At 27.2% G+C, this 13,604-nt stretch carries 12 protein-coding genes and 1 other RNA gene; 8 read left to right on the top strand and 5 right to left on the bottom strand.

Features of this window, described 5'->3' with window-relative positions; genetic code table 11:
* Positions 1 to 217: hypothetical protein (locus BUB51_RS13315; RefSeq protein ID WP_278293942.1), on the bottom strand; the 217-nt coding region annotated here is incomplete at its 3' end.
* A gap of 240 nt (positions 218 to 457) precedes the next feature.
* On the opposite strand from BUB51_RS13315, the gene pepF reads away from it, so the two are divergent.
* On the top strand, positions 458 to 2,260 hold the full coding sequence (pepF, locus tag BUB51_RS03415; RefSeq protein ID WP_073195510.1) for an oligoendopeptidase F: 1,803 nt from the start codon (positions 458 to 460) through the stop codon (positions 2,258 to 2,260).
* Between the two features lie 34 nt (positions 2,261 to 2,294).
* On the opposite strand, the gene BUB51_RS03410 is transcribed toward pepF, so the two are convergent.
* Positions 2,295 to 3,113, bottom strand: coding sequence for an NAD(+)/NADH kinase (locus BUB51_RS03410; RefSeq protein ID WP_083599492.1), 819 nt, complete (start codon positions 3,111 to 3,113; stop codon positions 2,295 to 2,297).
* Between the two features lie 142 nt (positions 3,114 to 3,255).
* Between BUB51_RS03410 and BUB51_RS03405 the strand changes: the two genes are divergently transcribed.
* A complete protein-coding gene (locus BUB51_RS03405) occupies positions 3,256 to 4,158 on the top strand; it encodes an RluA family pseudouridine synthase (RefSeq protein ID WP_073195508.1) in 903 nt (300 codons plus the stop codon).
* Positions 4,159 to 4,343: 185 nt separating this feature from the next.
* On the opposite strand, the gene BUB51_RS03400 is transcribed toward BUB51_RS03405, so the two are convergent.
* A complete protein-coding gene (locus BUB51_RS03400; protein WP_073195506.1) occupies positions 4,344 to 4,973 on the bottom strand; it encodes a hypothetical protein in 630 nt (209 codons plus the stop codon).
* A gap of 231 nt (positions 4,974 to 5,204) precedes the next feature.
* Here BUB51_RS03400 and BUB51_RS03395 point away from each other — a divergent pair, with 231 nt between their 5' ends.
* From BUB51_RS03395 to ssrS, 4 genes are all read left to right on the top strand, one after another.
* On the top strand, positions 5,205 to 6,152 hold the full coding sequence (locus tag BUB51_RS03395; protein ID WP_073195504.1) for a calcium/sodium antiporter: 948 nt from the start codon (positions 5,205 to 5,207) through the stop codon (positions 6,150 to 6,152).
* A 101-nt stretch (positions 6,153 to 6,253) separates the two neighbouring features.
* Positions 6,254 to 6,574, top strand: coding sequence for a hypothetical protein (locus BUB51_RS03390; RefSeq protein WP_073195502.1), 321 nt, complete (start codon positions 6,254 to 6,256; stop codon positions 6,572 to 6,574).
* 146 nt (positions 6,575 to 6,720) lie between these two features.
* Positions 6,721 to 8,481, top strand: coding sequence for an ATP-dependent zinc metalloprotease FtsH (ftsH, locus tag BUB51_RS03385; RefSeq protein ID WP_073195500.1), 1,761 nt, complete (start codon positions 6,721 to 6,723; stop codon positions 8,479 to 8,481).
* Positions 8,482 to 8,631: 150 nt separating this feature from the next.
* Positions 8,632 to 8,810, top strand: a non-coding RNA gene (gene ssrS / locus BUB51_RS03380) — 6S RNA.
* 21 nt (positions 8,811 to 8,831) lie between these two features.
* On the opposite strand, the gene BUB51_RS03375 is transcribed toward ssrS, so the two are convergent.
* Entirely contained in the window at positions 8,832 to 10,373 is a 1,542-nt protein-coding gene (locus tag BUB51_RS03375) for a putative polysaccharide biosynthesis protein (protein ID WP_073195498.1), read from the bottom strand.
* A 183-nt stretch (positions 10,374 to 10,556) separates the two neighbouring features.
* Between BUB51_RS03375 and BUB51_RS03370 the strand changes: the two genes are divergently transcribed.
* Entirely contained in the window at positions 10,557 to 10,799 is a 243-nt protein-coding gene (locus tag BUB51_RS03370; protein ID WP_143153554.1) for a hypothetical protein, read from the top strand.
* Positions 10,800 to 10,806: 7 nt separating this feature from the next.
* On the opposite strand, the gene BUB51_RS03365 is transcribed toward BUB51_RS03370, so the two are convergent.
* Positions 10,807 to 11,607, bottom strand: a complete 801-nt coding sequence (locus tag BUB51_RS03365; RefSeq protein WP_073195496.1) for a histidinol-phosphatase HisJ family protein — start codon at positions 11,605 to 11,607, stop codon at positions 10,807 to 10,809.
* A 351-nt stretch (positions 11,608 to 11,958) separates the two neighbouring features.
* Here BUB51_RS03365 and BUB51_RS03360 point away from each other — a divergent pair, with 351 nt between their 5' ends.
* Positions 11,959 to 13,602: a hypothetical protein gene (locus BUB51_RS03360; protein WP_073195494.1), complete on the top strand. Its 1,644-nt coding sequence runs from the start codon at positions 11,959 to 11,961 to the stop codon at positions 13,600 to 13,602.
* Positions 13,603 to 13,604 lie beyond the last annotated feature (2 nt).

Raw genomic sequence — 13,604 nt, 5'->3', positions numbered from 1 at the left:
AGGATAAAAAATAATATAGTGAATTCAAAGTTTTGACCGTATATTTTTTTATAAAGTTATCGTATATAAACTTTATTGACCTTACTTCTTCAAGTGCAAGTATTGACAGTATTAGCCAGTAAAATATATTAAAGCTTCGCTTCTTAAAAATATGTCTATATTCATATAAATATTGTTTTAATGTTTGTTTTATAGAGTTTTTGGATATACTAATCATAATCAGACATCTCCTAGATTTTTTTTTTAGTTATGATTAGTATTCCTAGGATTTAGATGTCTGATTTTTCTACTTTATGGAAGCTAACTCTTTATTTCTTGTAAAGTGGTGTATATTATTAGTTACTGATTTTTAAAAGAAAATAGTAAACAATAAGTAAGAGAGAAGTGGAAAACTTTTTCAATAAAGTATAAAATAATGTTAGGTAAATTTTAATCAAATTAGGGAGGAGGATTTTTTATGAGCAGTACTAAAGATGTTAAGGATAGGAATCAAATTGAAGAAAAATTTAAATGGAATTTAGAAAGCATGTATGAAAATGATGAGAAGTGGGAAGAAGATTTTCAAATTGTTAAAAAGCTTATTGAACAAATTAAGCAATACAAGAATAGAGTTGGGGAGAGTGGAAAAACATTATTGGAGGTATTAGAATTAGAAAGTAAAATTTTAAGAATAGTTGAAAATGTCTATACATATGCCAAAATGAGGAAAGATGAAGATACAAGGAATGATAAGTATCAAGCTTTAACAGACAGGGCAACAAGTTTAATGGTAGAAGTTGAAGAAAGTACTTCATTTATTGTACCAGAAATACTTTTAATAGATGAAAGTATTTTGAATGATTATTTTGAGAATGTTGAAGGATTGAAATTATATAGACATTATATTGAAAGAATAGTAAGAAGGAAAAAACACTATCTTTCACCAGAAGAAGAAGCTATAATTGCACAGGCTGGAGAATTAGCTAATTCACCTGAAACAATATTTGGAATGTTAAATAATGCTGATATGAAATTTCCAACAATAACAGATGAAAAAGGAAATGAGATTACTATAACTCATGGAAATTTCATAAAATTGATGGAGAGTAAAGATAGAAGAGTTAGAAAAGATGCATTCAAAGGGTTATATGATACTTATAATAAATATAGGAATACTTTTGCTGTAACATTATCATCTAACATAAAGAAAGATATTTTTTATAGTAAAGTTAGGAAATATAATTCTTCATTAGAAGCTGCACTTGATGTTAACAATATTCCTGTTGAGGTATATGATAATTTAATCAAAGCAGTACATGATAATCTTTCTTCGATGTATAGATATGTAAAGTTAAGGAAGAAAGTACTTGGATTAGACGAACTACATATGTACGATTTATATACACCTTTAGTTAAAGATATAGATATGGAAATACCATATGAAGAAGGAAAGAAAATAGTATTAGAAGGTCTTAGACCATTAGGAGACGAATATATAGAAATAGTTGAAGAAGGTTTTAATTCGAGATGGATTGACGTTTATGAGAATAGAGGTAAAAGAAGTGGAGCCTATTCTTGGGGAACATATGATTCATATCCATTTATACTATTAAATTATCAAAATAATTTAGATAGCGTATTTACATTAGCGCATGAGTTAGGACATTCTTTGCATAGCTATTATTCAAGAGAAAATCAGCCTTATATATATGGTGATTATAGTATTTTTGTTGCAGAAGTTGCATCTACTGTTAATGAAGCCATATTGATGGAGTATATGATTAGTAAGGCTAAAAATAAGGATGAAAAGCTATATCTTTTAAATCATTATTTAGAACAGTTTAGAGGGACAGTTTATAGACAAACTATGTTTGCGGAATTTGAGAAATTGATTCATGAAGAAATAGAAAATGGAAGGTCGTTAACAGCCGATAGTCTATGTAGAATGTATAAAGAATTGAATAGAAAGTATTATGGACCGGATATTGTTATTGATGATGAGATAGCGATGGAATGGGCAAGAATTCCTCATTTTTATTATAATTTCTATGTATATCAGTATGCGACTGGTTTCTCTGCGGCTATAGCATTATCACAGAAAATCTTAAAGGAAGGCAGAGAATCAGTAGACAGATATATTAATTTCTTAAAAAGTGGTAATTCAGATTATCCAATTAATGTACTTAAGAAGGCGGGAGTAGATATGACTACACCACAGCCTGTAGATAATGCCCTTAAATTATTTAATAAATTGCTTGATGAAATGGAGAGTTTATTATAGTAAAGGCGGCACTGCCGCCTTTTTCTAAATATTTTTATAAAAATTTTTCTTTTATTTTATTCCAAAAATTTTTACTTTTTAAAGTAAGCATTTTTATTGTCATATCGGATAATTTGAAGTTAATTTCAACTATATTGTCGAATTTATGTTGCTGCCCATCTACTACAATTAGAATAGAATTTTCGAATCTGTATTCAGGGTTAATTTTAATGGGCATATTATCAGGCACAATTATACTAGAAGTTAATGCTCTATAAACGTTAGAATTCAGGGGGGCTAAAGGAGTTATTTGAAGGGTTTTTAATGATGAATGAACTATGCTTCCACCAGCAGAATAACTATATGCAGTACTGCCAACAGGAGTGGATATTATCACTCCATCGCCACTAAGTCTTTCCAAATAAGCATCATCGATTGATATATCGAGATGAATTGTTTTCGATTCTATTCCTTTGATTGCAATTTCATTTATTCCAATCAATTCAATGCAGCTAGTTCTAGTACAGATTAATGCTTCTACGAGAAAGATTTCTTCAATTTTGTATTTGCCTTTAACTAGATTGTCTATAAAATTGTCTATTTTATCAGGAGAGACTTCTTGAAAAAAACCAAGATGTCCCGTATTTATTCCAATAAAAGGTATATCAGGGAAGTTGTAATTATGAACAGCTTTAAGAAAAGCGCCGTCTCCGCCAATACAAATGTTCAATATGGCGGTATAGTCATAACCATTGGTGATTTTGAACCCTTTTTGTATCAATTTTTTTTTCAAAATTTCAGCTGTTTCAATAGAATCTTTTTTATCATTATGTATAATATTAATTATATTATTGTCAAATCCTACAAAGGACAAAATTATCCCTCCAATTTAAAATTAATTATTTAAATCAATAGAGCTAATTATATTGTTTGCAGTTACTATGCTATAATAATTATAGCATAAAATAATACTAATCTTAATAACAAACTAGAACATAATAGATTGGAGGCAGCTTATGACCGTATTTAAAGAAAATGAAAACATAATTGAATTTAATGTAGACGATGATGGTTTGTTGATAAAAGAGATTTTAAAAGATAAATTTAATATTTCAGATAGATTTTTAAAAAGACTCGAAAGAACTAAATCAGTTTTTTTGAATGGTTCAAGAATAAAAACTAATAAAATTGCTAGGAAGGGAGATAAAATAACTATTTTAATGGAAGATGAAACAGATGAAAATGTGCCCCAGCCAATACCAATAGAGATTATATATGAAGATTTTGATTTGCTTATATTAAATAAACCCCCCAAAATAGTTGTTCATCCTACTAAAAGTCATCCGGACAATACGATTGCGAATGGTGTTGCATATTATTTTAAGCAGAAAAAGATAAAAAAGAAGGTACGATTTGTAAATAGACTCGATATGGATACGTCTGGCATTCTTGTAATTGCTAAAAATCCTTTTGCCCATCAGCAATTAGCTAAGCAATTTGAATCTAATATAGTGGAGAAGAGATATTTAGCTATAGTTGAAGGTATAGTTAAAGACGATGAAGGTACAATAAAAGAAGCTATAGGCAGATGTAATGATGTTTCTATAAAAAGAACTGTATTAGAAGATGGGAAAGTAGCAATAACAAATTATAAAGTATTAGAGCGTTATAAAAATGCAACATTGCTAGAAATACATATAGAAACAGGTAGAACTCATCAGATAAGAGTTCACTTAAGTCATATAGGACACCCAATAATAGGAGATTCACTATATAATAAACCTAGTCAATTAATTGACAGACAGGCACTGCATTCTTATTCTCTCAAGTTTATATCACCTAGAACAAAGGAAAGAAGATTAGTATTTGCTCGATTGCCTAAAGATATGGAGTTGCTTATAGAAAAACTAAACGGTTAAAAAGTTCTTATTTTGTATTAGAAATTATAGAAACAGACAGGATTAAACGTAGAATTCAAATAAAATATATAAGAATCGGAATATAATATGAGATTATAATTTGTACTGAATATGTTTAAAATGAAAATAAAAACTCCTTTCTAGGAAATAAAATATGACCTGGAGAGGAGTTTTTTATATTTAGATTAATTTTCATCACTGCTATTTAATACACTAAGTAATTCCATCATCTGAAGCATATCTTTCATTTTATCAATATTTTTTGCTTCTTCATCTCCAAGCATAGGTTTTATTAAATCAATCATATCATCGATATTTATTTCTGATTTGTCATTTGCAGAAGAAATTTTGGTTAGAGTTGATATAATAGGTTTGAATTTATCAATGTTCATCATTAAATCTAACATTGGCTTTATAGTGAGTAGTTTATCATCTGGAATTTCTTCCTGTAAAGATTGAAATATTTTATTTATACGTTCTTTTGACGTTATATTAGTTACAGGAGTTATTGGTTCAAAAGTTTTTCCTATTGTAATAAATTCATATAATCCTATTATTTTGTTTATTTTTTCGAGATTAACTATAAAAATATTTAATGTACCTATCATTTGTTCAGGGAGATAAGGCCCTATTTTCTTTAAAATGTGTATTTTTTTATCAAGATTATTAAACATATATATTTTCGATAAATTCTGTAAAGAAAATTTCTGATTAATTAGTTTTGGCATAAAGATTAGAGCTGCAAATAATAATAATTTATTATTAAGAGGACCTATATTAATTTGTTTTTGTGTATTTATTTGTAACTTATTCACATTTAATCCTCCCAAATAGTTAAAATTAAAATACCTTGCATAAGTATAATATGATATTTATTATGAATTTGTTACACATTAGAAAGAATATTTTATTATATTTATATACAATAAAATGTAATTTTTTGAAATTATTAAAATTAAAGGATTTGTTTTATAACGGATAAATGTTTGTTGCATTAGTTATATTACTTATTAGATGAATAAAATATGAAGTTAGGGTGATATATATTGTCTACTTCAATAATATTATTTATATTTGGTTTGATTTTAGTTATAAAAGGTGGAGATTGGTTTGTAGATTCTTCAGTAAAAATAGCAAAAATATCTGGTTTACCAGAAGCATTTATAGGAGCTACATTGGTAAGTATAGCAACTACTTCACCAGAGATTATGGTTTCTGCAACAGCTGCAATAAAAGGACATAGTACAATGAGTGTAGGTAATGCCATAGGTTCTATTATATGTAATATAGGATTAATATTAGGACTCACTAACGTTATTATGCCTAGTAAGATAGATAAAAGACTGTTTAGTGGAAAAGCTTTTTTAATGACTATATATATGATATTACTTTTTATATTAGGGTTTAATGGTTCTATTGATAGAGTTGATTCAATAATATTGATAATACTTTTTATAATATATGTAATATATAATTCTTATAGCGTTAAAAACAGAAGGGTATTAGTATCAAATAGGAGTAGTAAAAAGATTTTGCCTAAAGAGATAATTAAAATTGCAATAAGTTTTATATTTGGAATAACTGCTATATTAATCGGTGCTAATTTGCTTATAGATAATGGTGTTATTTTAGCAGGATATTTAGGAATTCCAGAAGCAATTATAAGCCTTACACTTATTGCATTAGGCACTTCACTGCCAGAATTGGTTACAGCTATTACTGCATTAAGAAAAGGACATGGAAGTTTATCTATAGGGAATATAATAGGAGCTAATGTTTTAAATATAACATTAGTGATTGGGATTTCAGGCATATTAACACCTTTAAAACTTCTAGAACAAAATATTTATTTTGATTTTCTAGTAGCATTAATATTGATGTTATTATTAATAATCCCATTAATAAAAAGAAATAGAGTTACTAGGTTAAATAGTTTAATATTACTACTGGTTTATATTGGATATATAACACTGCTTTATGGCGTATTTTCTTAGGTATATTTAAGTGTAAGACACATATAATATAATGTATTGTGTAATCAAACAAAATCTTTGATTTAAATAAATTAATAAAGGTTTTAAAGGGGGATGTTTACATGAACAGCGAATTAGGCAATAATAATGGAATAAAAAATCTTGAAGAAATTTTAGAAAAGTTTAAGGGGAAAATAGAGGTAAAACCAGAACAGTTAGAAGAATTAAGAGAATTAGCGAACAAGTATTCAAATAAGACAGAAGAAGAATTAATGTTAGAGGTTATGAAATATAGTAAAATCTTTTCAAAGGACATGACAAAGAAAGAGTACATGGATAAGATAAAAAAACTTGAGAAAATAAAACCATTTTTAAATGAAGAACAGGCTGAAAAATTAGACAAATTAGTAGAAATACTTAAAAAAGTAGATATTAAGGAATAAATTTTAAACTTCGGGTATTATAACCCGGAGTTTTTTGTATAATGAGTTTTATGTAAACATTACCAAACATTATAAATTGGACATACAATAATGAATTTGGTATACTATAAAATATATTATGTAAACTAGAAAGTGGGGATATTACAATGCTTAAAAAACGAAAGATGATACTTTTTGTATTATTAGTTTTTGTTTTGATGATTTCTATTTCTATATATTTTCAAATTGATAATAAAGATTATAAGAGTGTTTCTTATAAAAAATTTATTGACTATGTAGAAAAAGGTAACGTTGAGACTGTTTATTTAAGTAATAGTTCTAAAATTAAAGGTAAATTAATAGATGGGACATATTTTATAACGGATAACCCAAGATCAGAATCTTTTAAAGAAAGTCTTTTAACAAAAGGTATAAATGTTGAAGAAATTGAGCAAAATACAGCGATAATGAATTTGCTTACTCTATTATTAGTTTTGGTCAGTTTTGGGCTTATAGGATACTTTTTGAGTAAGAATACGGATAAGCAAGCTCAAAGGGAAATGGCTTATATGTCATCTATAGAAAGCGATTTTAGTAATATTAGAACTATAACTTTTGATGATGTTGCAGGTAATGAAGAAGCTAAAGAAAGTCTTAGAGAATTAGTAGATTTTATAAAAAATCCCGAAAAATATGAGAAATATGGCGCTAGAATGCCAAGAGGTGTATTGTTATACGGACTACCTGGAACGGGTAAGACTCTTTTAGCTAAGGCTTTAGCTGGAGAGGCAAATGTTCCCTATTTTGCTGTTACAGGTTCGGATTTTATACAAGTTTATGCAGGATTGGGAGCAAGCAGGATTAGAAGTTTATTCAAAAAAGCTAGACAAGCTGGTAAATGTGTAATATTTATTGATGAGATAGATGCTCTAGGTAAGAAAAGGTCGGGAAATGTATCTGGTGGAAATGATGAGAGTGATAGGACATTGAATGCTTTATTAACTGAAATGTCAGGCTTTAAAGGGAATGAAGGAATAGTAGTAATAGCAGCAACTAATAGAATTGATATATTAGATGAAGCGCTTTTGAGACCGGGCAGGTTTGATAGACAGATTGAGGTTGGACTTCCAGATGTAAATGCTAGATATAAAATATTAAGATTGCACAGTAGAAACAAACCGTTAGACAAGAATGTGGATTTGAAGAAAGTAGCATATCAAACAGTATATTTCAGTGGAGCTAAGTTAGAAAATTTAATGAATGAGTCGGCTATGATAGCTGCGAAAAATAATCAAAAAACTATAAAAATGGAACATATAGATAAAGCTTTTTATACAGTAATAGCTGGTGAAGAAAAGAAAGATAAGAGTACTATATCATTGAAGGATAAAAGAGTAACAGCATATCATGAAGTTGGACATGCTTTGGTAACTAAACTTATTGCACCGGAAAATAGAGTTACAAAAGTTACAATAATACCAAGTACTAGAGGTGCTGGTGGTTTTAGTATGAATATACCGCCTAATAGTATGTATCAATCTAAGGAAGATATAATTAAGAATATAAAAATATCTCTTGGTGGTAGAGCAGCAGAAGAAATTATTTTTGGGAAAAATAAAGTTACAACTGGAGCTTCAAATGACTTACAGAAGGCTACTAAAATGGCTTTGCTACTAATTAGTAGATTTGGTATGGAAGAATCTGCTGGTTTAGTAAGTTATGAAACACTATTAGGGAACAAATTAGGTAGCAATGATTTTATAATAAAAAAGACAAGAGACTTGCTGGAAAAGTTATATAGAGAGACTTTGGAGTTGTTGAAAAATAATACAGAATTATTAGAGAAGATATCTAAACATTTAATTTGTAATGAGACAATTAATGAAGAAGAATTAAATTTATTAATAAGCCCTGAGACTTTGTCTTAGGGCTTAGCATTCTAAAGCTTGTCAACTACTGAATTTCATCAAAAATACAAATAAAGTTTACATAACTTGAGATATTTACGTATTAACATTTTTAATAATGTTTTTTTGATTTTTAAAAAGTCTAAATTTGTGTTATAATAAAATCAGACAAAAATCCTGAGATGTTCGTAAGCCCTTGATAATTCGACCGACATTAGACATCCGGGAGTTCGGGTTCTGTGGTGTATGACATGCCTAATTAATGTAGGAAGTCAAAAGCTACAGATAGAACACCCACCTGTGTGAGCAGCGGGTGCGAATTAGAAGGGCGACGGCACCACGGGATAACCCTTAAGCATTTAGCTTAAGGGTTATTTCTTTTGCATAAGTTTTTTTAGTAAAGAAGGAGGGAGTCCTTTAATTAAAGTTAATATTAAGAAATAAGTTAAACCGCCTACAGATAGACATATTAAGAAATTTATATAATTTTGTGTATTTAATGATATAAGATGATTATAAATGATTAATGTTACTATAATCATACTGATTGAGGATATTATGGGTTTTATTATATATTCTATAATATTAAAATTAATTTTCATTATTTTTATTATACTGATATAATGTAAAAGACTAATGATAATTGTTGCTGAAATAAAGCCTATGAAAAAGCCTTTAATGCCGAATATTGGGTTGCCTACTAGAAAGTATGTTGCTGATATTTGAATTAACATTCCTATTAAATAATTTATTGTTGCTGTTATTTGTTTTCCTAAGCCATGAAGTATACCAGATAGTACATGTTGTAAGGATAAAAATATTGTTGAATAGCCGAGTATACCCAAGTAGATGCCTACAACTTTATCTCCGTAAAAAAACATAGCTATGGGTTCTGAAAAAAAGATATATATAAATGTCAAGGGAATAGAAATTAATAAGGTTATTCTCAAAGATAATAGAATATCGTTTTTAATCATTTTGTATCTTTTTAAGGCTAATTCTTCAGAGAGATTTGGAATAATGTTTATTACAAGAGCTGATGTAACAATATATGGTAAAAATAGGATAGGCATTGACATACCAATGACTCTACCAAAAATTGAAATGGCTTCTGTTTGACTGTATCCTGCTACTATCAATCTTTGAGGAATTAGTACTGCATTTATAAGTTGCATTGATACATTGAGTAATCTGGATATGGTTATAGGTACTGATATATAGAAAATTTGAGAAATTATTTGTATAGTATGTATAGGTTTATATGAACTTATAGTGCTGTTTTTACTAAAAAGCTTATAGTTTAACATCATCCAAATTAGACCTGCAATTTCTCCGATGCTTATTCCACAAACAGCAATGAAAGCTCCTAATTTTGAACTAACTGGATACATATAATAAATCATTCCAAGCACGAAGGTAATTCTTACTATTTGTTCTATTATTTGAGCTATACCGGCTGGACTAATTTTTTTCATACCGTAAAAATATCCTCTGAATATTGATGAAATTGAAATTATTAATACTGCTGGTGCTAACATAATTATACTTTTATTTACTTCTTCATTTTTAAGAATTTTTAATGATATATAATTGCTGCCTATTAGAATAATTAAACTCAAAATAATAGCTATTAGAATAGTTATAAGCAAAGCAATTTTAAAAATTTTCTTTGCACCTTTTAAATTGTTTATAGAATTTTGTTTAGCAACTAATTTTGAAACTGCTATAGGAATACCAGCAGTAGTAATAGTTATAAAAAACATGAGAACTGGAAATACCATTTGAAATAGACCTATACCTTCTGGGCCAATAAGTTTTGATAAAATTATTTTATAGCAAAACCCTATAAATCTAACTATGAAATTTACAATTGCAAGAATTATCGAACCGTATATAAAACTATTTTTTTTCAAACTATCACCCCAAAATATTTGCTGTATTATACATATTTTATTTAGAGGAATAATATTACTGAAGATATATTGTTTTTAAAAAATTATATCTGATTTATGGGATTAAGAATATGTTTAAGGTATATAACAAAAATTAAAAATAGGGTTATTAAAGTAAAAGCTGGTCAAAAGGAGATGCATAATATGGAGTTAGTTTGTCCGCTCTGTAATGGAATGTTAAATTATGAAATATATTGTTTAAGGTGTGGGGGTAGATTGAAAGATCAAGGAGCGATAGTGGATTATTTAGATGAATATAGTCCCTATCTATCAAACGATATAACACAACTTGTAGATGGAGTAGAATATGAGAAGTGCTGTCATTTATTTAAGTGCGATAGATGTGATTTTGAAAAGAGAGTTGAAATAAATAGAGTAAGGATGTAAAAAGGCCTTACTCTATTTTAATAAACTGAGGTTTCCTATTTTTATATATGGTTATATATCTATAACCAATGCTTTTTAGTAACTCAATAGCTTCTTTATAGTAGGCACATATATCCTCTGGTTTATGAGCATCAGAGCCAAAAGTTATTATTTCCCCACCTAGATTTTTATAAAGTTTGAGTATATCGGTGTTCGGATGAAAACTATTTATACCATATCTAATTCCCGAAGTATTAATTTCAATTCCTTTTCCTAAATCGATAATTTTATTTAAAACTGTTTCGATAACATCTAGGTATTCTTTTATTTCTAAAGTTTTTTCCAAAAAGTTTTGATGTCTTTCAATAAGATTAATATGACCTACGACGTCGAAATTAGTAAGAGTATCAATACAGAGAAGAAGCTCTTCATAGTATTCATAATAGACATCTTTTACGTTTTTATTTTTATAAAAACTACCTTCGTGAATGCCTTTGCCTTTAGCAGTATGAATTGACATTATAACAAAATCAAAATTGTTTGCATTTATAAATTCGTTCTTTTTTTTGGCGAGATGAGGCTGCATACCGACTTCTACGCCACTTAATACATCAATTATTCCTTTATAATTATATTTTAATCTATTAATCTCTTTGAAATAGTCAGCTGTATCGAATACAAAATCTATCAAATCTTCTCCATATTCAAAATCTAAATGGTCGGTAAAACAAATTTGTTTAACTCCTTTTTGTAAAGCACCTTTCAACATATCTTCCATTGTATATTTACAATCGCCTGAAAAGCTGCTATGAACGTGAAAATCGTACACTTATATCACTCCTAATCTTTAATTGTATACCTATATAATTATAACATAAATGCAAAAATAGTTAAGATTTGACTGAACACAGATTAATCATAAAACTTATTAGACAAAAACTTCCAAAAACATTACATTAAATTAATAATTATTAATATTCTGATAATTGAAAAGGTTGTTAATAAATGGTATCATATATTTTATAAATCTATAAGAAAAGTTATATATTTTATTAAATTATGAATAATTTAAAACACAATTTTCTAATTTCTTTATAGATATAAACAAAATCTTTATTTAATTTACTTAAAAGAGGGTTTTGTTTTTATAAAATATAATGATTATTGAAGGAGGAAAAGCATGGGCAGAAAGATTAAAATTATGAAAACTATTTTGGCACTTATATTCACAATTATCTTTTTAATAGGATTTCATACATATAATTATTTAGAAATACAATCGTTAAAATTTTCTGATAAATGGGGTAGGGGGATAGAGGTAGGGAAGGCTTTTGTTAATAGAGAACCTATTATTGGGACTTATAAAGATAAACTATTAATAGCAACTTTTAACAAAGAAGGAAGACTTTTATGTTATTTGATATCAAAAACAGGAAAAGTTTTGGAAAGCAATTTGTCTAATGAAGATATTAATATAAATAGGATTAAGAATATTTATTTATTTGAAAATAAATTATTTTATGTAAAAGATAATAAACTTAAATTATCTTATTATAATGAAGAGACAGGTTTTACCGAATCAGTTAAATTGTTAGATAATATAAAAGGATTTACTTTAAGTAAAATACAAGATGAATTATATATTGGTACATATGGTGATAAAAATATTGATATATATAAATTTGAAAATGATGAATTAAAAAGAATTTATGAGATGAACAATAAATGGAATGTGAGAAATATTTATTTGAAGGAGGTAAATGGCGGTAAGTATGTATTTATTGCAGATAAAGCAGATTTAAACGTTAATGATATATTATTGGTAAGGTTTGATAAATTAGATAATGAAGCTAAGAAAATAATGAATATTAAAAGTGGTTTTAATGATGTAATTAAGGATATTAAAATTGAGATAGTAGATAATAAAATATTTTTTGCATATTTAGTCACTAATACAAAAAGTAGAAGTAGAACATATCTAGAACTAAAGGTTTTAAATGCAGAAACTTTTAATTTAGAAGTTAGTAAAAAAATTACAGATAGTTATATAAATGGGGTAGCAGCATTAGGAAGAAATAGTATATCTGTTTATAAAGAGAATGGGAAAATTAAAATTATATGTTCAGGTATAAATATGAGAAATAAATATGCTATGTATTCAGACATTTTTGAATTAGAAGTTGATAAACAAGGTAATATATTGAATGTAATTTTTATTTCTAATACTGGAGGTCAGTCAAAAAGGCCTTCATTTATAAGAACTGAATTTGGCGATTATTTGGCTTGGTTGGATATAGAAGTAAATGGTTATAAGTTGTTTGTAAATAGCAAAAATAAAGACTTTATTTCAGAAAATAACATATATACAAAAAATGATTATATAACTGCATTTTACAGAGCATTAGCATCTCCTTTTTATGCTTTGGCGTTTGGATTTTTAAAGGGAATGGAGAGTTTCCTATATGTTTTAATTGTTTTTTTACCTGTAGATTTTATTCTTAGAAAATATAGAATTGATAAAGAAAATATTAAATTTAAGATATTTCTATCTCTATATATAGTTCTAAATCTACTGTTGTTTAGAAGTACGTTTTATAGTGGTTATACAGTGTTTTTCTTACCTAGCTATCTTAAGTTTAAATTTGCTCCATATATAATGCCATTAGTTTTAAATTTAATTTCTGGAGCTATAATATATATTTTTTATAAAGATAATAAAAAATTAAGTTATATTAGTTTTTTAATATTTTTTATAGCTGTTAACATCTACTTGTCAAGTTTGTTGTATGTTCCATTTGCAATGACTAAAATAATACTTAAATAGAG

This window comes from Caloranaerobacter azorensis DSM 13643 (assembly GCF_900129995.1).
Lineage (GTDB): Bacteria > Bacillota > Clostridia > Tissierellales > Thermohalobacteraceae > Caloranaerobacter > Caloranaerobacter azorensis.
This window is presented reverse-complemented; position numbering and strand designations above follow the sequence as displayed.

Coding starts and splice junctions, on each gene's coding strand:
- pepF (WP_073195510.1), top strand. CDS start 458: ATGAGCAGTACTAAAGATGTTAAGGATAGGAATCAAATTGAAGAAAAA.
- BUB51_RS03405 (WP_073195508.1), top strand. CDS start 3,256: ATGACCGTATTTAAAGAAAATGAAAACATAATTGAATTTAATGTAGAC.
- BUB51_RS03390 (WP_073195502.1), top strand. CDS start 6,254: ATGAACAGCGAATTAGGCAATAATAATGGAATAAAAAATCTTGAAGAA.
- ftsH (WP_073195500.1), top strand. CDS start 6,721: ATGCTTAAAAAACGAAAGATGATACTTTTTGTATTATTAGTTTTTGTT.
- BUB51_RS03370 (WP_143153554.1), top strand. CDS start 10,557: ATGGAGTTAGTTTGTCCGCTCTGTAATGGAATGTTAAATTATGAAATA.
- BUB51_RS03360 (WP_073195494.1), top strand. CDS start 11,959: ATGGGCAGAAAGATTAAAATTATGAAAACTATTTTGGCACTTATATTC.